This window comes from Roseobacter sp. SK209-2-6, assembly GCF_000169455.1.
Lineage (GTDB): Bacteria > Pseudomonadota > Alphaproteobacteria > Rhodobacterales > Rhodobacteraceae > Pseudophaeobacter.
In genome coordinates this window covers 235,033-254,599 of the sequence record NZ_AAYC01000004.1, presented here as the reverse complement: position 1 = coordinate 254,599, position 19,567 = coordinate 235,033, and the positions used below count along the sequence as shown (strand labels likewise).

General features: G+C 58.5%; 17 protein-coding genes. 11 read left to right on the top strand and 6 right to left on the bottom strand.

Going from position 1 to position 19,567, the window contains the following annotated elements; all coding sequences use genetic code 11:
- Positions 1-216 precede the first annotated feature (216 nt).
- The 4 genes from RSK20926_RS08650 to RSK20926_RS08635 all read left to right on the top strand — a co-directional run bounded on the left by RSK20926_RS08650 (position 217) and on the right by RSK20926_RS08635 (position 5,167).
- Complete coding sequence (locus tag RSK20926_RS08650) at positions 217-1,362, top strand: phosphoserine transaminase (protein WP_008205905.1); 1,146 nt, start codon at positions 217-219, stop codon at positions 1,360-1,362.
- A gap of 151 nt (positions 1,363-1,513) precedes the next feature.
- A complete protein-coding gene (gene serA / locus RSK20926_RS08645; protein WP_008205903.1) occupies positions 1,514-3,109 on the top strand; it encodes a phosphoglycerate dehydrogenase in 1,596 nt (531 codons plus the stop codon).
- Positions 3,110-3,239: 130 nt separating this feature from the next.
- Positions 3,240-4,418: a cytochrome P450 gene (locus RSK20926_RS08640; protein WP_008205902.1), complete on the top strand. Its 1,179-nt coding sequence runs from the start codon at positions 3,240-3,242 to the stop codon at positions 4,416-4,418.
- Positions 4,419-4,432: 14 nt separating this feature from the next.
- Entirely contained in the window at positions 4,433-5,167 is a 735-nt protein-coding gene (locus tag RSK20926_RS08635; RefSeq protein WP_037254386.1) for a metallophosphoesterase family protein, read from the top strand.
- A 301-nt stretch (positions 5,168-5,468) separates the two neighbouring features.
- On the opposite strand, the gene tdh is transcribed toward RSK20926_RS08635, so the two are convergent.
- The 3 genes from tdh to RSK20926_RS08620 form a co-directional block, all read right to left on the bottom strand.
- On the bottom strand, positions 5,469-6,494 hold the full coding sequence (gene tdh, locus RSK20926_RS08630) for an L-threonine 3-dehydrogenase (protein WP_037254459.1): 1,026 nt from the start codon (positions 6,492-6,494) through the stop codon (positions 5,469-5,471).
- 23 nt (positions 6,495-6,517) lie between these two features.
- Positions 6,518-7,705 (bottom strand): glycine C-acetyltransferase, encoded by a 1,188-nt coding sequence (locus tag RSK20926_RS08625; RefSeq protein WP_008205897.1) that lies wholly within the window; start codon positions 7,703-7,705, stop codon positions 6,518-6,520.
- A 338-nt stretch (positions 7,706-8,043) separates the two neighbouring features.
- Positions 8,044-8,610 carry a helix-turn-helix domain-containing protein gene (locus tag RSK20926_RS08620; protein ID WP_008205895.1) on the bottom strand — a complete coding sequence of 189 codons (567 nt, stop codon included), beginning with the start codon at positions 8,608-8,610 and terminating at the stop codon, positions 8,044-8,046.
- A 182-nt stretch (positions 8,611-8,792) separates the two neighbouring features.
- Here RSK20926_RS08620 and RSK20926_RS08615 point away from each other — a divergent pair, with 182 nt between their 5' ends.
- Positions 8,793-9,968: an acetyl-CoA C-acyltransferase family protein gene (locus tag RSK20926_RS08615; protein ID WP_037254457.1), complete on the top strand. Its 1,176-nt coding sequence runs from the start codon at positions 8,793-8,795 to the stop codon at positions 9,966-9,968.
- A gap of 134 nt (positions 9,969-10,102) precedes the next feature.
- Here RSK20926_RS08615 and ubiB read toward each other — a convergent pair whose 3' ends face one another.
- Both ubiB and ubiE read right to left on the bottom strand, forming a co-directional pair.
- Positions 10,103-11,632, bottom strand: a complete 1,530-nt coding sequence (gene ubiB / locus RSK20926_RS08610) for a 2-polyprenylphenol 6-hydroxylase (RefSeq protein ID WP_008205891.1) — start codon at positions 11,630-11,632, stop codon at positions 10,103-10,105.
- Positions 11,633-11,635: 3 nt separating this feature from the next.
- Positions 11,636-12,388 carry a bifunctional demethylmenaquinone methyltransferase/2-methoxy-6-polyprenyl-1,4-benzoquinol methylase UbiE gene (gene ubiE, locus RSK20926_RS08605; RefSeq protein WP_008205889.1) on the bottom strand — a complete coding sequence of 251 codons (753 nt, stop codon included), beginning with the start codon at positions 12,386-12,388 and terminating at the stop codon, positions 11,636-11,638.
- 85 nt (positions 12,389-12,473) lie between these two features.
- Between ubiE and RSK20926_RS08600 the strand changes: the two genes are divergently transcribed.
- The 3 genes from RSK20926_RS08600 to RSK20926_RS08590 all read left to right on the top strand — a co-directional run bounded on the left by RSK20926_RS08600 (position 12,474) and on the right by RSK20926_RS08590 (position 14,832).
- Positions 12,474-13,148: a hypothetical protein gene (locus RSK20926_RS08600; RefSeq protein ID WP_037254454.1), complete on the top strand. Its 675-nt coding sequence runs from the start codon at positions 12,474-12,476 to the stop codon at positions 13,146-13,148.
- On the top strand, positions 13,141-13,992 hold the full coding sequence (gene mutM / locus RSK20926_RS08595; protein ID WP_008205886.1) for a bifunctional DNA-formamidopyrimidine glycosylase/DNA-(apurinic or apyrimidinic site) lyase: 852 nt from the start codon (positions 13,141-13,143) through the stop codon (positions 13,990-13,992). Before RSK20926_RS08600 ends, mutM begins: the two co-directional genes overlap by 8 nt.
- A gap of 63 nt (positions 13,993-14,055) precedes the next feature.
- Positions 14,056-14,832 carry an enoyl-CoA hydratase gene (locus RSK20926_RS08590; RefSeq protein ID WP_008205884.1) on the top strand — a complete coding sequence of 259 codons (777 nt, stop codon included), beginning with the start codon at positions 14,056-14,058 and terminating at the stop codon, positions 14,830-14,832.
- A 142-nt stretch (positions 14,833-14,974) separates the two neighbouring features.
- On the opposite strand, the gene RSK20926_RS08585 is transcribed toward RSK20926_RS08590, so the two are convergent.
- Positions 14,975-15,517: a hypothetical protein gene (locus RSK20926_RS08585; RefSeq protein ID WP_008205882.1), complete on the bottom strand. Its 543-nt coding sequence runs from the start codon at positions 15,515-15,517 to the stop codon at positions 14,975-14,977.
- A 269-nt stretch (positions 15,518-15,786) separates the two neighbouring features.
- Here RSK20926_RS08585 and rpsT point away from each other — a divergent pair, with 269 nt between their 5' ends.
- From rpsT to dnaN, 3 genes are all read left to right on the top strand, one after another.
- Entirely contained in the window at positions 15,787-16,050 is a 264-nt protein-coding gene (gene rpsT, locus RSK20926_RS08580; RefSeq protein WP_008205880.1) for a 30S ribosomal protein S20, read from the top strand.
- Between the two features lie 552 nt (positions 16,051-16,602).
- Positions 16,603-18,072 (top strand): chromosomal replication initiator protein DnaA, encoded by a 1,470-nt coding sequence (dnaA, locus tag RSK20926_RS08575; RefSeq protein ID WP_008205879.1) that lies wholly within the window; start codon positions 16,603-16,605, stop codon positions 18,070-18,072.
- Positions 18,073-18,374: 302 nt separating this feature from the next.
- A complete protein-coding gene (dnaN, locus tag RSK20926_RS08570) occupies positions 18,375-19,496 on the top strand; it encodes a DNA polymerase III subunit beta (protein ID WP_008205877.1) in 1,122 nt (373 codons plus the stop codon).
- Positions 19,497-19,567: the final 71 nt, after the last annotated feature.

Here is a 19,567-nt window from a genome sequence, read left to right as displayed (position 1 = left end):
ACTGTTAATTGTTGAAACTCTCTCAACCTACACCCTGATCTCTTCTGTACCAAAATGGAGCGTGAGTTTCCGAAAGGCGAAATTTTAGCCGCAGATCGCACGCAAACAGTCGCTATTTTCCCATTTTCCCGCTTGCGCGCCGCGTTGCAGCACCCTAGCTCTGTGCGTGGGACACCTCTCCCCAACGAGAGGCATATATCTGTAAGGATAGCATTGATGGCTACTCAGCAACCGGCTACGCGGCCGGCCAATCCGCGTTTTTCTTCCGGCCCCTGCGCCAAACCCCCCGCATTTGATCTCTCTAAACTCGCAGGCGCGCCGCTGGGCCGTTCGCACCGCGCCGCTGTCGGAAAGGACAAGCTGAAGGCCGCGATCGAAGGCACCCGCGAGGTCCTGGGCATCCCCGCCGATTACCGGATTGGCATCGTGCCGGCTTCAGACACCGGCGCGGTCGAGATGGCGCTGTGGAACCTCTTGGGGGAACGTAAGGTCGAGATGCTGGCCTGGGAGAGCTTTGGTGCCGGCTGGGTTACGGATGTGGTCAAACAGCTGAAGATCGATGCCGAAGTGAAAACTGCCGATTACGGTGCGCTTCCCGATCTTGCTTCGGTCAATCCCGCCAATGATGTTGTCTTTACCTGGAACGGCACCACCTCGGGTGTGAAGGTTCCCAATGGCGACTGGATCGCCAATGACCGTGAAGGCCTGACCATTTGTGACGCAACCTCGGCGGCTTTTGCGCAGGATCTGCCCTGGGACAAGCTGGATGTAACCACCTTCTCCTGGCAGAAGGTGCTGGGCGGCGAAGCGGCCCATGGCATGCTGATCCTCTCTCCGCGTGCAGTAGAGCGCCTCGAAAGCTATACCCCCGCCTGGCCCCTGCCCAAGATCTTCCGCCTCACCAAAGGCGGCAAGCTGATCGAGGGGATCTTTACTGGTGCCACGATCAACACGCCCTCGATGCTGGCCGTAGAGGATTACCTGCTGGCGCTGGACTGGGCCCGCTCGATTGGCGGCTTTGAAGGGCTGAAGGCGCGGGCGGATGCCAATGCGCAGGCCATTCATGATTTCACCGATGCCAATGATTGGATCGGCAATCTGGCCGCAGATCCCACAACCCGTTCAAACACCTCGGTCTGCCTGAAGTTCACCGATGGCCGCATTCAGGACGGGGCGGCATTTGCCAAGGCCGTTGCCAAACGGCTGGAGACAAATGGCGTGGCCCTGGACGTAGGCGCATACCGCGACGCGCCCGCCGGTCTGCGGATCTGGTGCGGCGGCACGGTAGAGACCTCAGACATCGAGGCCATGCTGCCCTGGCTCGCCTGGGCCTTTGAGGCCGAGATCGCCGCACAGGGCTGATTTTCAAGGCTGATCCTGCCGCCCGGCGGTACCGCCGGGCAGCGCCCGACCCTCCCCACAGGAGGGCGCTTCGCACCCGCCCAGGGTCAGGCGCTCCCCTAAGCGACATCATTCAGGCCCCAAAGGCCCCCGCATAAAAGGATGCTCAAAAATGGCTCCCAAGGTACTCATCTCCGACAAACTCTCCGAAGCAGCGGTGCAGATCTTCCGCGACCGCGGCATCGAGGTCGATTTCCAGCCGGATCTCGGCAAGGACAAGGACAAGCTGGCCGAAGTGATCGGCCAGTATGACGGCCTCGCCATCCGCTCCGCCACCAAGGTGACGGAAAAGATCCTGGCCAATGCTGATAACCTCAAGGTCATCGCCCGCGCCGGCATCGGCACCGACAACATCGACAAGGAAGCGGCCTCCAAGCGTGGCGTGATCGTGATGAACACGCCATTTGGCAATATGATCACCACCGCCGAGCACGCCATTGCGATGATGTTTGCAGTGGCGCGCCAGATCCCCGAGGCCTCCGCCTCCACCCATGCGGGTAAATGGGAAAAGTCCAAATTCATGGGCACCGAGCTGACCAACAAAACCCTGGGCGTCATCGGTGCGGGCAATATCGGCGGTATCGTCTGCGACCGCGCCCGCGGCCTCAAGATGAAGGTCGTAGCCTATGACCCCTTCCTGGGGCAGGAAAAGGCCGACAAGATGGGCGTCGAAAAGGTCGAGCTGGATGACCTCCTGGCGCGCGCCGATTTCATCACCCTGCATGTTCCGCTGACCGATCAGACCCGCAACATCCTCTCCAAAGAGAACCTCGCCAAAACCAAAAAAGGCGTGCGCATCATCAACTGTGCCCGCGGCGGCCTGGTGGATGAGGGCGCCCTGGCCGAGGCCCTGACCTCGGGCCATGTAGCCGGTGCGGCCTTTGACGTCTTCTCCGAAGAGCCCGCCAAGGAGAACGCCCTGTTCAACCTGCCCAATGTGGTCTGCACGCCGCATCTGGGTGCCGCCACCACCGAGGCGCAGGAAAACGTCGCCCTGCAGGTGGCCGAGCAGATGTCGAACTACCTCTTGACCGGTGCCGTGGAAAACGCGCTGAACATGCCCTCCGTGACCGCCGAAGAGGCCAAGATCATGGGCCCCTGGATCAAGCTGGCTGATCATCTGGGCGCCTTTGTCGGCCAGATGACCGATGAGCCAATCAAGGCGATCAACATCCTTTATGATGGTGTGGCCTCTGAAATGAACCTTGATGCGTTGAACTGCGCCGTGGTTGCCGGCATCATGAAAAAGGTGAACCCGGATGTGAACATGGTCTCTGCCCCCGTGGTGGCCAAGGAGCGCGGCATCCAGATCTCCACCACCAATCAGGATAAATCCGGCACCTTTGACGGCTACATCAAGGTGACAGCTGTGACCGAAAAGCGCGAGCGCTCGGTTGGCGGCACCGTCTTCTCTGACGGCAAGCCACGCTTCATCCAGATCAAGGGCATCAATATCGACGCCGAGGTCGGCGCCCATATGCTCTATACCACCAACAACGATGTGCCGGGCATCATCGGCTCTTTGGGACAGACCATGGGCGAGCATGGCGTCAATATCGCCAACTTTACCCTGGGCCGGTCCGAGGCCGGCGGCGAAGCCATCGCGCTCCTCTATGTGGACGAGCCGGTCCCGGCAGAGGCCCGCGCCAAACTGGCGGAGACAGATCTCTTCAACCAGATCAAGCCGCTGCAGTTCGACGTCGCCTGAGGCGCGTCAGCTTTTCATTCCGGGAAACGCCCCTCAGAGAGGGGCGTTTCCTATTTCGGGCAGGCGCCTCTGAGTAAATTGCTTTGTTAACGAGTTTTGTTATGCTGGCCTCAACTGCAGGAGGCCGGAAATGCCAAAGATCCCTTCAGATCCCACGATCACGGTCGGGGCGCTGCACCTTGACCCCTATGCGGTCTACCGCCGCCTGCGCCACGAGGCACCGGTGATGGAGGTGCCTGTCCTGGGGCGCATATTCCTGACCAAGGCGACGGACATCCGGGCGGTCAAAGACAACCCGGATCTGTTCCGGTCCGGCGGGACCGAGACACCGATGGAGCGGGCTTTTCAGGCGGTGACTTTGATGCGCAAGGATGGCGCAGAACACCAGCGCGACCGGCTGGCCATGGCCCCGGCCTTTTCGCCGCGGACTATCCGGAACCATTGGCAAGAAGTTTACACCCGGATCGCAAATGACTGCCTGGATGATTTGCCAAAGAGCGGCACGGCAGATCTGTTCAGCGCCCTGGCTGCGCCCTTTGCCGCCCGCTGCCTGGCGCATCTCTTGGGGATCGAGAGTGCCAGCAATACCCAGCTGATAGGCTGGTCGCAGGCCCTGATTGACGGGGCCGGGAACTTCGCCTGGGACCCGGCGCCATTTGCAGCAACCGATGCGGCCCACGAAGAGATGAATGCGCTCTTTGACCGTGAGAGCGAGCGGCATCTGGCAGAACAGGGCCCGTCAGCCCTCTCCGCTATGGTCAACGCGGTGGATCCGCTGGAGCTATCGCAGATCCGGGCCAATCTTAAGATCGCTATCGGCGGCGGCATCAATGAGCCGCGCGATGCCTTTTGCACCATCCTCTTTGGCTTGTTGCAGAACCCTGAAAACACTGCTGCGGTCAAGGAAGATCCCAAGTGGTTTGTCGAAGCCTTCGAGGAAGGGGTGCGCTGGGTGGCGCCGATCCAGACCAGCTCGCGCCGCGCTGCGGCAGAGACAGAGATCCGCGGCTTCCCCATCACCAAGGATCAGATTGTGATGACGATCCAGGCCAGTGCCGGGCATGACGAGGAGATCCACGAAAACCCGGAGGTCTTTGACCTCTTCCGCGCAAACAAGACCCATCAAAGCTTTGCCAGCGGCCCGCATTTTTGCCAAGGAACCCATGTGGCGCGGATGATGGTGGCACAGATCCTGCTGCCGTTGCTCTTCGAGCGCTATCCGAATATGTCCTTGGCTGACCCGGCGGCGGTACCCTGGTACGGCTTTGCCTTCCGTGGCCCGCTGTCCCTGCCTGTTACGCTTGCTTGAAAACCGGAATTTCTATGACTTCTCCCATTTACGCCATCGGCGATATCCACGGCCAACTGGAGATGCTGGACCAGGCGCTTGCCCGGATCGAGGCGGATGGCGGCAAGGATGCGCGCATTGTCTTCCTTGGGGATTATACCGATCGCGGGCCGGACAGTCCTGGCGTCATTGACCGGCTGATCGAAGGCCAGGCAGAGGGGCGGGACTGGATTACCCTTCTGGGCAATCACGACCGCATGTTTGCCTGGTTCATGGAGGAGGTGCCCCGCCATGACCCACATCTGCTGATTGGCTATCACTGGCTGCACGAAAAGCTGGGAGGCAGTGATACGCTTGCCAACTATGGCGCCACATTTGCCGACCGTACCCGGCTGGAAGATCTGCACACAAAGGCCAAGGCTCTGGTTCCTGAGGCCCATGTGGACTTCTTACGGTCCCTTAAGCCAATGTACGAAACCAAGGAAATTGCTTTTGTTCACGCTGGGATCCGCCCCGGAGTGCCGCTTGATAGACAGAACGAAAATGACCTGATCTGGATCAGACAAGCCTTTCACCAGGTGACGGATCCGCACCCAAAACTGATCGTGCATGGCCATACCCCGGTGAAAAAACCAACCCACTATGGCAATCGCATCAACCTCGATAGCGGTGCGGGCTATGGGAGACCACTGACGGTCGCGGTCTTTGAGGGGCGCGAAACCTGGGTCCTGACGGCAGAAGGTCGACACCCACTCACGCCCGCCACCTAAGAATGAAAAAAGCGCAAAAACAAACGATTGAGTGCTGTTGTTGTCGTGCGGTTTACGAATTTCATCCTATGGTGGTGTTGTGGTTGGCGGCCCAGTAACCAGTTTTACTTTCAAGGGTCCCCGATGGTGAGGCTTATGTTTAGCCGCTGGCCACGTTTGTGGCGCAAATCGCCCGCCTTTTCCCAGGCGGGCGAATTTTTTGATGAAACCTGTCCTAATGCGCTACCAATTTGGCACCGCCAAAGCCTCTTCCCCTCACTGATCGAGAGGCCCTGCGTTTTGGGGCACCGGCTTCAGCGCCTCAAGACCAGTCCAAAACAACCTTGCCGCTGCTGCCGGATTTCATCGCTGCAAAACCCTGTTCAAACTCATTCACGGCAAAGCGGTGGGTTATCACCCGGCTCACATCCAGCCCGTTCTGCAGCATGGCGATCATCTTGTACCAGGTCTCGAACATCTCGCGTCCATAGACGCCCTTCAGCGTGATGGCTTTGAACACGATACGGCTCCAGTCGACTGGTGATTTGCCGGGCGGGATCCCCAAGAGGGCGATCTTGCCGCCCATCACCAGGGCCTCAACCATCTGGTCCAAGGCGGCCTGGTTGCCGGACATCTCAAGACCGACGTCAAAGCCCTGGCTCATACCCAGCTCTGAGATCACGTCGTTCAGGTCTTCCTGGGCGACATTCACCGTGCGCACATCCGCAACCTTTTCCGCCAGCGCTAGCCGGTCCGGGTTCACATCGGTGATCACCACATTGCGCGCACTTGCATGACGGGCAACGGCGGCGGCCATTATGCCGATGGGGCCGGCGCCGGTGATCAACACATCCTCGCCCAAGAGTTCAAAACTCAGCGCCGTATGCACCGCATTGCCCAAGGGGTCGAGGATAGCTCCGATCTCATCCGGGATGTCATCGGGCAGGGGCACCACGTTGAAGGCCGGCAACCGCAGATATTGGGCAAAAGCCCCCTGCTCGTTGACGCCAATGCCACGGGTGCCGGGATCCAAGTGGAACTTGCCTGCCCGGCTCTGGCGCGAGTCATGCTCGATCAGATGCCCTTCGCCCGAGCAGCGCTGGCCAATCGAAAGGCCAGTCACATCCTTGCCCAGTTCAACGATTTCACCGGCAAACTCATGACCGGTGATCATCGGCACCGGCACCGTGCCCGCCGCCCATTCATCCCAGTTCCAGATGTGTATATCAGTGCCGCAGATCCCGGTCTTGTTCACTTTGATCAAGACCTCGTCCGGGCCGATCTCCGGCACCGGCGCCTGCACCATCCACAGGCCTTCCTTGGGATGGCTCTTTTCCAGCGCCTTCATGCTGTTTGGCTTGGCCCAGCTGGTCATGAGATCACCCCCAGTTCGCGGCCCACCTTGCCAAAGGCGGCCAGGGCACGGTCCAGTTCTTCGCGGGTGAGGGCCGCATTCATCTGGGTGCGGATGCGGGCCTGGCCGCGCGGCACCACCGGGAAGAAGAAGCCTGAAACATAGACGCCTTCGTCAAACAGCTTTGCCGCCATGTCCTGCGCCAGCTGTGCTTCACCCAGCATCACCGGGATGATCGGGTGTTCCCCCGGCAGGATGTCAAAGCCAAGTTTTTCCAGCCCGGACCGCCAGTAGCGGGCGTTCTCAAACAGCTGGGCGCGCAAATCAGCGCCTTGTTCCACCAGGCGGATGGCCTCCAGCCCGGCGGCAACAATGGAGGGCGGCAGCGAATTGGAGAACAAATAGGGCCGCGCCCGCTGCCGCAGCAGGTCGATCACTGGCTGCGGCCCGGCGATATAACCGCCGATGGCCCCCCCAAGTGCTTTGCCCAAAGTCCCGGTGAGAATATCCGCATCCACACCAAAGTGATCCGGAGTGCCCGCCCCGTTCGGCCCCATAAAGCCGGTGGCGTGGCAGTCGTCCACCATCAGAATGGCATCGTATTTGTCCGCAAGGGCGCGGATCTCCGGCAGTTTGGCCAGGTAGCCATCCATCGAGAAGACGCCATCGGTGGCGATCATGATATGCCGCGCGCCATCTTCGCGCGCCTGTTTCAGCCAGGCCTCCAGATCGCTCATATCGCTGTTCAGATAGCGGTAGCGCTTGGCCTTGCAGAGCCGCACCCCGTCAATGATGGACGCATGGTTGAGGCTGTCGGAGATAATCGCATCCTCTGGCCCCAGGAGCGGCTCGAACAGCCCGCCGTTGGCGTCAAAACAAGCGGCAAAGAGGATGGCGTCATCCTTGTTCAGGAATTTGGCAAGGCGCTGCTCCAGCTCGCGGTGAATGTCCTGGGTGCCGCAGATGAAGCGGACCGAGGCCATGCCAAAGCCCTTGTCATCCATCACGCCGCGTGCAGCGGCAATCAGATCCGGGTGATCCGCCAGACCAAGGTAGTTGTTGGCACAAAGGTTGATGACCTCGCGGTCCCCCACCTTGATCTCGCCCCCCTGCGGGGAGGTGATCATTCGTTCCCGCTTATAAAGGCCGTCAGCCTCAATCTGGGCCAGCGTTTCAGAGATGTCGTTCAGAAATGCAGTGCTCATGGCGGGAAACTCCTTATCCGTGGAATCGCATCTACCATAACGGATGAAATTCCCAAATAGAAGATTTCACTATTTCGGAAAAAAATCCGTGAAGATGGATTTACCTCTCAGAGGGCAGCGCCTGACCCTGGGTGGGCGTGAAGCGCCCTCCCGTGGGGAGGGTCGGGCGCTGTCCAGGCTTTCAGCCCAGAACGTGGCAGGGAATTGGAACTGGAGGTAAAAAATGGGCGCCCGCCGTGGGGCCGACGGACGCGTGCCTGGCGCATATGCTCCAGGCGGACAGGAAGATAAGTTAAGCCTCGTATATCTTGCCTGGCCTTCTACCGGAGGGCGCGGCTCTAAGCGTTCTTCACGATCAAAAACACCCGTGCTGGCCCATTGGGCGCAGTGATCGCATGGGTGACATCGGCAGCGTAGCGCGCGGTGTCGCCTGCCTGCAGGGTATCCTTGGCATTGCCGGAGCTCACCTCGATATCGCCCTCCAGCACCGTCAGCTGTTCCATTGCGCCGCGGGTATGGGGCTGGCTCACCAGAGCGCCGCCCTGATCAAAGCGGATGTCATAGACCTCATGGCCGCCGGCCTCTTCCGGGGGTGACAGGATACGGATGCGGCAGCCCTGGCCCATGTTCTCGATCTTGGGTACATCTCCGGCGCGCAGCACTTCGATGCGGTCTTTCATGCCGCCATCTTCCAAAAGGCCGGCAAAATCCACCTGCAGCGCGCGGGTGAGGTTCCAGAGCGTCGCAATGGTGGGAGAGCTTTCGCCGCGCTCGATCTGGCTCACCATCGAGCGGCTGACGCCCGAGAGATTGGCCACCGCCTCCAGGCTGAGGCCCTGGGCGCGCCGGGCCTCCTTCAGGCGGGCGGGCAGCAATGTCAGGATATCGTCTGTTTTTTCCGTCATGATGGATTCTCTGCGCCTTTAGGGAGCGTTTGTCAAATCCCCATCCTTTTGATTGCAGCACCCCTACCATGTACCGACATCACAGATGCACTACCGGTGACGGAACGTCCTGCGGTCAAGGGGCAGACAGGGTGATGCTGCGCCTGCATAATGAGGACAACCAATACATGAGGAGAGAGATCATGTCAGAGATTGTCATCCTGGATGGAGCCCGCACCGCCATCGGCACTTTTGGGGGTTCCCTGGCCAATACCAGCCCCATTGACCTGGCCACAACGGCTTCTAAGGCTGCAATGGAGCGTTCGGGGGTAGAACCTGACCAGATCGGTCATGTGGTCTTTGGCCATGTCATCAATACCGAACCCCGCGATATGTACCTCAGCCGGGTGGCAGCGATGCAGGCAGGTATTCCCAATGGCACACCTGCGATGAATGTGAACCGTCTCTGCGGTTCCGGCGCACAGGCGATTGTGTCGGGCATCCAATCCTTGATGCTGGGAGATGCGGATTACGCGCTGACCGGCGGGGCGGAGAATATGTCCAAGAGCCCCTTCATCATGACCCAGCAGCGCTGGGGCGCGAAGATGGGTGATGTGAAATCGCTCGACATGATGCTGGGCGCGCTCAACTGTCCCTTTGGCACCGGCCATATGGGGGTCACTGCGGAAAATGTCGCTGACGAGCATGAGATCACCCGCGAAGAGATGGACGCCTTTGCCCTGGCCAGCCAGACCCGCGCAGCCGCGGCAATTGAGGCGGGACACTTCCAGAGCCAGATCACCCCGGTTGAGGTGAAGGTCAAGCGCGACATGGTGCCCTTTGAAGTGGACGAGCACCCCAAAGGCACCTCAATGGAGGCGCTATCCGGGTTGCGGGCCGTGTTCCAGAAGGATGGCCGTGTCACCGCCGGCAATGCCAGCGGAATCAATGATGGCGCTGCGGCTCTGGTGCTGGCGCGCGCAGAAGCCGCTGAGAACGCAGGTCTGAAACCAAAGGCGCGGGTTCTGGGCTATGCCCATGCGGGCGTGCGGCCGGAGGTCATGGGGATTGGTCCGGTTCCCGCGGTTCAGAACCTGCTGGCCAAAACCGGCCTTAGCGCCAGTGACTTTGATGTCATCGAAAGCAACGAGGCCTTTGCCGCCCAGGCCTTGGCGGTGAACAAGGAGTTGGGGTTGGATCCGACCAAGGTAAACCCCAATGGCGGCGCCATCGCTTTGGGCCACCCCGTGGGCGCCACAGGCGCGATCATCACCTTGAAAGCCCTCTATGAGCTGGAGCGCACCGGCGGCTCCAAGGCTTTGATCACCATGTGCATCGGTGGTGGTCAGGGCATTGCCCTGGCAATTGAGCGGATCTGAAGCCACAAGAAGACATACGGAGGAGGAGGGGCTTTGCCCTCTGGCCCACTGGAACCCTAGAGGGCCATTAACCCAGAATATTTGAAAGAAGCTGAAAGGGGCGTAGCTGCTGGCTGCCCCTTTCCCAAGACAATTCAAACCAGTTGAGTGAGGAGCAGAGTCACCAATGCGCCTGCAGCGGCCCCCAAAGCGGCTGCGCGCCGCCAAGAACGGCGAGGCTTCTTTTGTGCGGCAGGGTCCTGCCCCTGCGCGATGAGCGCTTGCTCCATCAACGCTGGCAGTCTGGGGCCAAACCGGGCCAGGACTTTTGCTGTTTTCAAGAGGTCAGCGGCCACAGCTCGCGGGCCGATGCTCTTCTTGATGTAGTCTTCGACCACCGGCTGAGCCGCTTCCCAGATATTGATGTGCGGATCCAGCGAACGGGCGACGCCCTCGACCACCACCATGGTGCGCTGCAAGAGGATCAGCTCGGTACGGGTCTCCATGCCGAAACGCTCAGTCACTTCAAAGAGGTAGTTCAGCAGACTGCCCATGGAGATATGGCTGGCGTCCATGCCAAAGATCGGCTCCCCTACGGCGCGGATAGCGCGGGCGAACTCATCGACATCACGGTCGGCGGGTACATAACCAGCCTCGAAATGCACCTCCGCCACGCGTTTGTAATCGCGTTTGATAAAACCATAGAGGATCTCGGCATAGACCCGGCGGGTGTATTCGTCGATATGCCCCATGATGCCGAAATCATAGGCGATGATATCGCCATTGGCGGCGACCTTGAGGTTGCCCTGGTGCATATCGGCATGGAAATAGCCGTCGCGCAGCGCATGCTGCAGGAACAGCGAGAGCACCCTTTTGCCCAGCGCTGTGCGGTCGTGGCCAGCCGCATCCAATGCAGCATTGTCGCCCAGCGCCACCCCATCGGCCCAGCCCAGGGTCATCACCCGGCGCGCTGAGTAAGCCCAGCGCACCTGAGGCAGCTGAAAGCCCGCATCGCCTTCAGTATTGGCGGCAAACTCAGAGGCGGCAGCACTTTCCAAGCGCAGATCCAACTCTCCCTGCACCACGCCATCGAAATGCTCGATCACCTCCATCGGGCGCAGGCGTTTGGCGCCCGGAGCAAAGAGATCCGCAATGCGGGCGGCAAAGTAGAAGGCGTCAACGTCTTTGTTGAAGGCGCGCTCGATGCCGGGACGCAATACCTTGACCGCTACATCCTCGCCGGTTTCCACCAACCGGGCGCGATGGACCTGCGCGATGGAGGCAGCAGCAATCGGATCACTGAACTCCGAGAAGATCTGATTGATCGGTCGACCCAGCTCTCTCTCCACCTCGGCCATGGCTTCAGCGCGAGAGAAGGGCGGCAGTTGATCCTGCAACACCCGCAGCTGCTGCGCCAGATCGCTGCCAACCACATCCGGACGGGTAGAGAGCACCTGACCAAACTTGATATAGGCAGGCCCCAGCGCGGTAAGCGCGCGGGTGGCGGGCGGCATTGTGGGGTCGCCCTTGTAGCCCAGCCACTTGAAGGGCCAGCCCAAAGTATGCGCCAGGATCCGCAGAGGCTTGGGTGTTTCAAAAGCATCCAGCACCAGGTTCATCGCGCCGGTGCGCTCAAACGTGGCGCCGGTTCGGATCAGGCGGATGATATTGTGAGGGCCGCGCATCGGTCAGATTTTCCAGCCCGAGTGCAGGCAAGCGATGCCCAGAGAGAGATTGCGATACTTGGCATTGGCAAAACCCGCCTCTTTCACCATTCCGAGGAAGGTCTCTTGGTCCGGGAAATTGCGGATCGATTCCACCAGATATTGGTAGCTGTCATAGTCATTAGCGATGAGCTGCCCCATGCGCGGGATCACGTTGAAGCTGTAGAGATCATAGAGCTTTTGCATGCCCTCATTCGGTAGCTGGCTGAACTCCAGCACCATCAGGCGACCACCGGGTTTCAGCACGCGGTAGGCCTCGTTCAGGGCTTCTTGCGGGCGGGTCACGTTCCGGATGCCAAAAGAGATGGTATAGACGTCAAAGGTATTGTCCTTGAACGGCAGTGCCATAGCATCGCCAGTCACCCAATCAAGGCTCTCGGCCATCTGCTCGGCCTCGGCGCGTTTCCGGCCCTCTTCCAGCATTGGACGAGTCAGATCCAGCACAGTGGAATGGCCATAGCCCGCGCGTTTCAGAAAGCGGAAGGAGATATCCCCAGTGCCGCCGGCCACATCCAAAAGCCGCTGCCCCGGGCGCGGCGCCAGCCAATCCATCATCGCATCTTTCCAGATCCGGTGAATGCCGACGCTCATCACATCATTCATGATGTCATATTTCGAGGCCACCGAATTAAAGACCCCCTGAACCCGCCCGGCCTTTTCATGCTCGGGTACGGTTTCAAAGCCAAAATGGGTGGTGTTGTCTGATCTCTCTGCCATGGGACTTGCCTCTGCGAATGCCGCCCCCTCTTATAGAGACCAAGACCGGGAACACAATTGGGCGAATGTTCATCAGGGGGCTTGGATGAAGGCGTTGTTTTGGCAAGACAGGTTTGGGCGGCGGTTTCTTTGGGGAAGCGTTCTTTTCTGCTTTGGCATCTGGGGAGCTTCTAACCTGGGCGGCGCCCTGGGATATGCCGCTATCCCCCCATTTACTGTAGGGTTAGTTGCGGCGTTGTCAGGGCTTTTCTGGATCGGTTCTGAGCGCCCCGCGACAAACCCTGACGGGGTAGTCGTGTCCCGCTACCCTATTGGGCATGCGTTGGCTTCCGGCGCCCTCGCAGTTAGTGGTGGGGGTATTGTGCTGTTTTTCGTGCTTGTTGGAGGCGCTGAGGATCTAACATCAATACGCTTTTTAGGAGCAATCATGGGCCTTGGTGTTTTTGCCCTTGGCTGTGGTGCAACTATCCATTGTGCAACGTATCGCATTTTACTGCAAAAAGGCGAGATCTGGACCTCAGGCGGTCTAAAGCCAAGCCTGCGAAAAGGTCCTTACAAACTTGAGGACATCAGCAAACGGGAGGGGGTGTTGCTAACCAGAAAGTCGCCTCGCAACTACCAACTCAGGTTTACCGGCAAGCGTTCAATCGATCTGAGTGCTCATATGACGGGTGCCCAAGCAATCCTTGTTGCTGCTGAACCATTTTACCCTCATGACTGTGCATTGGACAACTGCCTAATTAGGACCGAACATGCCTGAACTGCCCGAGGTCGAGACCGTGATGCGGGGTTTGCAGCCTTCGATGGAAGGGGCCGTGATCAAAGAAGCGCGGGTGAACCGGCCTGATCTGCGCTGGCCTTTCCCCGAACGTATGGCAGAACGGCTGACGGGGGCGAGGGTTGTGGCGTTGCGGCGGCGGTCGAAATACATCCTGGCGGAGCTGGATACCGCAGAGACCCTGCTGATACATCTGGGCATGTCGGGGCGCATGACCGTCTCTGGCGATCCTCTGGGGCAATTCGTGCATGAGCACCCGCAAGCGCAAAAACATGACCATGTCATCTTTGATATGGCGAACGGCGCGCGCATCACCTTTAACGACCCGCGCCGCTTTGGCGCCATGGACCTCTTGGAGACGGCAACTGCCGATTCTCACAAACTGCTCGCGGTGCTGGGGCCAGAGCCTCTGGGCAATGACTTTCACGAAGAGCACCTGATTGCGGCATTTCGGGGCAAAAACACGCCGGTGAAGTCTGCGCTACTGGATCAGGGAATCATTGCCGGACTTGGTAACATATACGTCTGCGAAGCCCTTTACCGTTGCGCAATCTCCCCAAAACGCAAGGCAGGACAGATCAGCGAGACCCGTGTTGCCAGCCTTGTTCCTGTCATCCGCAAAGTGCTGGAAGATGCCATTGCCGCGGGGGGCTCATCCCTCAAAGATTTTCGCCAAGCTAATGGAGAGCTTGGATATTTTCAGCATAGCTTTGATGTCTATGGTCGCGAAGGAGAGGCCTGCCGACGCGATGGCTGTGGTGGCACAATCAGCAGAATCACCCAATCGGGGCGCTCTTCTTTCTATTGTGGCAAGTGCCAAAGATAGCTTGAATGCGAATGTACGCATGATAAGGACTCTTCCCTAGACGGAACAACGAAAGCAAAAATCATGGCCTATGAGACGATCAACGTCGATGTGCAGGACCACGTTTGTCTTATCAAACTGAATCGCCCCGAGGCGTTGAATGCTCTCAACGCAGAGCTCCTGAGTGAGCTGTGCACCGCCCTGGAAGAGGCCGACAGAAGCGACAAGGTACGCTGCATCGTCCTGACCGGGTCGGAAAAGGCCTTTGCGGCTGGTGCGGATATCAAAGAAATGTCCGAGATGAGCTTTACGGATGTTTTCACCAGCAATCTCTTTGCCGATGCCAATGATCGTATCGCCGCAATCCGCAAGCCGATCATCGCGGCTGTGGCGGGCTATGCGCTGGGCGGTGGCTGCGAAGTTGCCATGATGTGCGATTTCATCATCGCCGCCGAAACCGCCAAGTTCGGACAGCCCGAAATCAATCTGGGCGTTATTGCCGGCATGGGTGGCAGCCAGCGCCTCACCCGCTTTGTGGGTAAGTCCAAATCCATGGATATGAACCTGACCGGCCGCTTTATGGGCGCCGAAGAGGCCGAGCGCGCAGGCCTGGTGTCCCGCGTGGTACCTGCCAAGAAGCTGATCGAAGAAGCCATGGGCGCAGCCCAGAAGATTGCAGAGAAATCCCTGCTCACGGCGATGGCGGCCAAAGAAGCGGTCAACCGATCTTACGAGCTACCCCTGAGCGAAGGCATGCTGTTCGAGCGGCGTGTTTTCCACTCGATGTTTGCCACCGAAGACCAGAAAGAGGGCATGGCCGCCTTCCTGGAAAAACGCGAGGCGCAGTTCCGGGACAAGTGAGCCAGGGCTGACAAAGATTCGTTGAAAGGCCTCCGCCAAGCGGGGGCCTTTTTGTTTGCCCGAGTCTTGTATCTACATTGCCCGCTTTGCTGGAAAGAGCCGGAATGGGAAGGAAAGGCTAGGCTGCTATCCTTTGTCACAATTAGTGAACGTCATTCTGGTGCGCCGGTACTCTAGACAAGTCGATAGCCAAGGAACTGACCCAACGACATTTCAAGCCATCACGCGTTGCGATGATCCTGTCCTCAACGTGACCAGCTTCCCAAACAGCCACACATTCCAACCCAAGGCATTCGCTCAAAAGTGCCGGTTTTTCCCATCCTTGCTCCGAAAAGTCAGAATGATAGAGCGAAAGAGCTCCGGTAAATTGGTCCTGCTTGAAACAGTAATCTTCCTGTAGCACATCACTTCGAGGTTCAGCTCGACCGATTCTTACCCAATACCCTTTGCTAACAACGTCTCGATAGACAATTGACTTGAATAAAATAGGTAGCTGCGTCACATCCTCTATAAACGGGCGCGCGGAGAAAAACCCATCAAGAACTGCGACGACATACTCCTCGCCCAATTGCCCATAGGCCCAACAGTTTTCGCCAATTGGTATCTCGACTATTGCCCCGACTTGCCAGCGTTGCCGCCTCGTCGGTATTCCTCTTTGTGCGGTTGGAGGTTTTTTCTTGTCCATGCTTCTCCTGTCGCATGAGGAGCGGTTAATCTCAATGACCAGGACTAGCTTGAAGCTAACTAGCAGTTTTTCTAGACTGCCTATTTACTTGGCAATGCCTCTGATAGGTGTCGCCGACCCACTTGCAAAACCCTGCCCCCCCTTGTATAGACCGCCGTCATACATGCGCGTGCAGCCCGCTTAGGCTAGAATCACACCGGTGAACGACCCCGGGGCTGGCTGGCATTGCGTCCGAAATAGAAACAGAACCCGAGATAAGGTTACTCACCATGGCAAATAGCCCCCAAGCAAAGAAGCGCGCACGTCAGAACGAAAAGCGCTTTGCAGTCAACAAAGCCCGTCGTTCGCGCATCCGCACCTACCTGCGTAAAGTTGAAGAAGCGATCGCCTCCGGCGACAAAGAAGCGGCAACCGCAGCTCTGCGCGCTGCTCAGCCTGAACTGATGCGCGGCGTGACCAAAGGCGTCTACCACAAGAACACCGCTTCGCGGAAAGTTTCCCGTCTGGCAGCACGCGTCAAAGCCATCGGCTGATTCTTCTGAGCCAGCATTACAGGCTCATAAAAATCCTAGGCGTCGCATTTTTGCGGCGCCTTTTTCATTTTCCTCAAAGGACTCAAGGCCTGCTGCAGGTGCGAGAGATTCTTTAGCGCGAAAGCGGGAGTCAACCGCAGAGTTTCGTTGCCGCTGCCCCTTCTGAATTGCTACCACTGTTACAGCGATTCACTCGCTAGGGGACAGGCTGCTCTAGGTGACTTTGACGGGCATTAAGGTCACTGAACGCGCAGGAAAACGAATGGGGCCATAGGGCTCCGTTGGTTTTTTGCGCGACGCTTTCGAGCGAAGGTTGTTAGGCAGCCCTGTTCCATTTGTGTACAGAATAACGGTTCCTTAGGTGTTGAAGGGCTGCAATCCAATTGGATGGGGCCCTTGTTGGAACGATCCGTTACCCGCAAGGGAATGCTGCAGGTTCTCCTGTCAGTAGACGTACATGCTGTGAGTGAAGCTGCCCTGGGACGGGCACGAAGATGAAATGACAGGCCAATGACTATTGGCCGCTGCTTTTGGGGATGCGTGAGGCGCAGCATGACTGAAGAAAAATGGGGACAACTCAGAACCCGGCTCCTAAAGACCGTGGGCCAAAACAATTTTACCACCTGGATCGAACCGCTAGAGTTTAGCTCTGTGGATGATGGTGTTGCTCTATTCCATGTACCGACCAATTTCATGGGCAACTATGTCAGCCAGAACTTTGCGGATCTGATCCTGCATGAGTTCAATCTCTCAGGCGAGCCTGTACAGAGATTGGCCTTTAAGGTTGCAGCCAATTCACCGGCCCGGCCGGCACGTGAAGCGGATCAACCAGCAGAACCCTATGCGGAACTCACGACTGCCGGACACGCGACTGGCGGGACCACAGATTCGCGTACGGATTGGGCGGAAGCACCTTCTAAGAGTTCTGCCTCTGGGAGCTCTCTTTCGGCTCAGGCCAGCGCGCGGGACCCTCTGAGCTCGCTGCAGGCAGCACCGCTGGATCCGCGCTTTACCTTTGACAGCTTTGTTGTCGGCAAGCCCAACGAACTGGCCCATGCCGCTGCGCGCCGCGTTGCCGAAGGTGGACCAGTCACGTTCAACCCGCTGGTGCTGTATGGCGGTGTTGGCCTGGGTAAGACGCACCTGATGCATGCGATTGCCTGGGAACTGACAGAGAAGAACCCCCATCTCAATGTGCTGTACCTGTCGGCGGAACAATTCATGTATCGCTTTGTCCAGGCGCTACGCGAGCGCAAGATGATGGATTTCAAACATCTGTTCCGTTCGGTGGATGTGCTGATGGTGGATGATGTGCAATTCATCGCGGGCAAGGATTCCACGCAGGAAGAGTTCTTCCACACCTTCAACGCGTTGGTGGATCAGAATAAGCAGATCATCATCTCCGCAGATCGCGCCCCCGGTGAGATCAAGGATCTTGAGGATCGGGTGAAATCACGCCTGCAATGTGGTCTGGTCGTCGACCTGCACCCCACAGATTACGAACTGCGACTGGGCATTCTGCAGACCAAGGTTCAGATGCAGCAGGCCACCTATCCGGATCTACAGATTGCCGATGGCGTGCTGGAGTTCCTTGCGCACCGGATTTCTACCAATGTCCGCGTGCTCGAAGGTGCGCTGACACGGCTCTTTGCCTTTGCTTCGCTGGTTGGGCGTGAAATCGACATGGATCTGACCCAGGATTGTCTGGCGGATGTTCTGCGCGCTTCCGAGCGTAAGATTACCGTCGAAGAAATCCAGCGTAAGGTCTCCGAGTATTACAATATCCGCATGTCGGATATCATCGGCCCAAAGCGTCTGCGCTCCTATGCACGTCCGCGCCAGGTTGCGATGTATCTCTGCAAGCAGCTGACCAGCCGTAGCCTGCCTGAGATTGGCCGCCGTTTTGGGGGTCGCGATCACACGACGGTCATGCATGGTGTGCGCCGCATCGAAGAGCTGAAGAGCACTGACGGCCAAATCGCCGAAGATGTGGAAATGCTGCGCCGCTCTCTTGAGTCATAAAAACATTGAACCCAGTGCGCGTCTTGGCGCGCTCTGGGTACGTTTTTCTTACAAAGCGGCCCGGGTTTCACCTGGGCCGCTTTTTATTGTGATGAAAATCCTGGGTGTTCCACAGCAACGTTTTACAGCTTTCCCGCACGCGGTGCGGAGCAGGCCTTGACGCTGCTGAATTTCCTTAGGAAAACTCGATAAAGACCTTGTGCAGCAGGGGTAAACCGTTACCTTACCGGTCCCGGTCTCTGTCTGTTGCAACGGGCGGTGACCATGCGGATGCGCAGGGTTTGACGAAGAGGAAAAGCGACATGAAGATCAGCATTGAACGCGGCACGCTCCTGAAGGCCGTTGCGCAGGCCCAATCGGTAGTAGAGCGCCGCAACACCATCCCAATTCTGGCCAATGTGTTGATTGAAGCCGAGGGCGATACCGCCCAATTCCGCGCAACCGATCTGGACATTGAAGTCGTGGACAAGGCACCTGCACAGGTAGAGCGCGCCGGCGCCACGACCGTTGCCGCCACCACTCTGCATGAAATCGTGCGTAAGCTGCCCGACGGGGCGCTGGTCACCCTGACCTCTGATGCTGCAACCGGACGCCTGTCGGTGGATGCAGGCCGCTCCAACTTCTCGCTGGCCACCCTGCCGCGCGAAGATTTCCCGGTCATGGCCACCTCTGAGTATCATTCGAATTTCACCGCCAATGCTGCGATGCTGCGGCGGCTCTTTGATAAGTCGAAATTTGCCATCTCTACCGAAGAGACCCGCTATTACCTGAACGGCGTTTACATGCATGTGTCAGATGCTGCCGAAGGCGGTAAGGCGCTGCGTTGTGTTGCGACAGATGGCCACCGCCTGGCCCGGATCGACGCGCCTTTGCCACTGGGCGCCGAAGATATGCCCGGCGTTATCGTACCCCGCAAGACCGTGGGCGAACTGCGCAAGCTTTTGGACGATGATGAGATGGATATCGCCGTCTCGGTTTCGGAAACCAAAGTCCGCTTTGCCACCCCGAATATCACCCTGACGTCCAAGGTGATCGATGGGACCTTCCCCGATTACACGCGTGTGATTCCGGTTGGAAACACCCGCCGTCTGGAGGTGGATGCCTCTGAATTCGCAAAGGCCGTTGACCGGGTTGCGACCGTTTCCTCCGAACGCTCCCGCGCTGTAAAGCTGCAGCTTGAAGAAGACCGGTTGGTTCTGTCCGTGAATGCGCCTGATAGCGGTGCGGCCGAAGAAGAGCTGGCGGTTGCCTATGGCGATGAGCGCCTGGAGATCGGCTTTAATGCCAAATATCTGCTAGAAATCGCCAGCCAGGTGGACCGCGAAAACGCGGTCTTCCTGTTCAACTCCTCCGGCGATCCAACGCTGATGCGTGAAGGCAATGACGAAAGCGCTGTCTACGTCGTCATGCCGATGCGTGTGTGATCTGAAGGGTTGAAGGGCCTTTTGGCCCTGCCTCCGGCGGGGATATTTGGGGAAAGATGAAACCGGAATCC

What these genes read in the sequence shown, in the direction of transcription:
- rpsT (WP_008205880.1), top strand. Translation starts at nt 15,787, where the DNA reads ATGGCAAATAGCCCCCAAGCAAAGAAGCGCGCACGTCAGAACGAAAAG.
- dnaN (WP_008205877.1), top strand. Translation starts at nt 18,375, where the DNA reads ATGAAGATCAGCATTGAACGCGGCACGCTCCTGAAGGCCGTTGCGCAG.
- RSK20926_RS08590 (WP_008205884.1), top strand. Translation starts at nt 14,056, where the DNA reads ATGGCCTATGAGACGATCAACGTCGATGTGCAGGACCACGTTTGTCTT.
- ubiB (WP_008205891.1), bottom strand. Translation starts at nt 11,632, where the DNA reads ATGCGCGGCCCTCACAATATCATCCGCCTGATCCGAACCGGCGCCACG.
- mutM (WP_008205886.1), top strand. Translation starts at nt 13,141, where the DNA reads ATGCCTGAACTGCCCGAGGTCGAGACCGTGATGCGGGGTTTGCAGCCT.
- serA (WP_008205903.1), top strand. Translation starts at nt 1,514, where the DNA reads ATGGCTCCCAAGGTACTCATCTCCGACAAACTCTCCGAAGCAGCGGTG.
- dnaA (WP_008205879.1), top strand. Translation starts at nt 16,603, where the DNA reads ATGACTGAAGAAAAATGGGGACAACTCAGAACCCGGCTCCTAAAGACC.
- ubiE (WP_008205889.1), bottom strand. Translation starts at nt 12,388, where the DNA reads ATGGCAGAGAGATCAGACAACACCACCCATTTTGGCTTTGAAACCGTA.
- RSK20926_RS08585 (WP_008205882.1), bottom strand. Translation starts at nt 15,517, where the DNA reads ATGGACAAGAAAAAACCTCCAACCGCACAAAGAGGAATACCGACGAGG.
- tdh (WP_037254459.1), bottom strand. Translation starts at nt 6,494, where the DNA reads ATGAAGGCGCTGGAAAAGAGCCATCCCAAGGAAGGCCTGTGGATGGTG.
- RSK20926_RS08635 (WP_037254386.1), top strand. Translation starts at nt 4,433, where the DNA reads ATGACTTCTCCCATTTACGCCATCGGCGATATCCACGGCCAACTGGAG.
- RSK20926_RS08625 (WP_008205897.1), bottom strand. Translation starts at nt 7,705, where the DNA reads ATGAGCACTGCATTTCTGAACGACATCTCTGAAACGCTGGCCCAGATT.
- RSK20926_RS08620 (WP_008205895.1), bottom strand. Translation starts at nt 8,610, where the DNA reads ATGACGGAAAAAACAGACGATATCCTGACATTGCTGCCCGCCCGCCTG.
- RSK20926_RS08600 (WP_037254454.1), top strand. Translation starts at nt 12,474, where the DNA reads ATGAAGGCGTTGTTTTGGCAAGACAGGTTTGGGCGGCGGTTTCTTTGG.
- RSK20926_RS08650 (WP_008205905.1), top strand. Translation starts at nt 217, where the DNA reads ATGGCTACTCAGCAACCGGCTACGCGGCCGGCCAATCCGCGTTTTTCT.
- RSK20926_RS08640 (WP_008205902.1), top strand. Translation starts at nt 3,240, where the DNA reads ATGCCAAAGATCCCTTCAGATCCCACGATCACGGTCGGGGCGCTGCAC.
- RSK20926_RS08615 (WP_037254457.1), top strand. Translation starts at nt 8,793, where the DNA reads ATGTCAGAGATTGTCATCCTGGATGGAGCCCGCACCGCCATCGGCACT.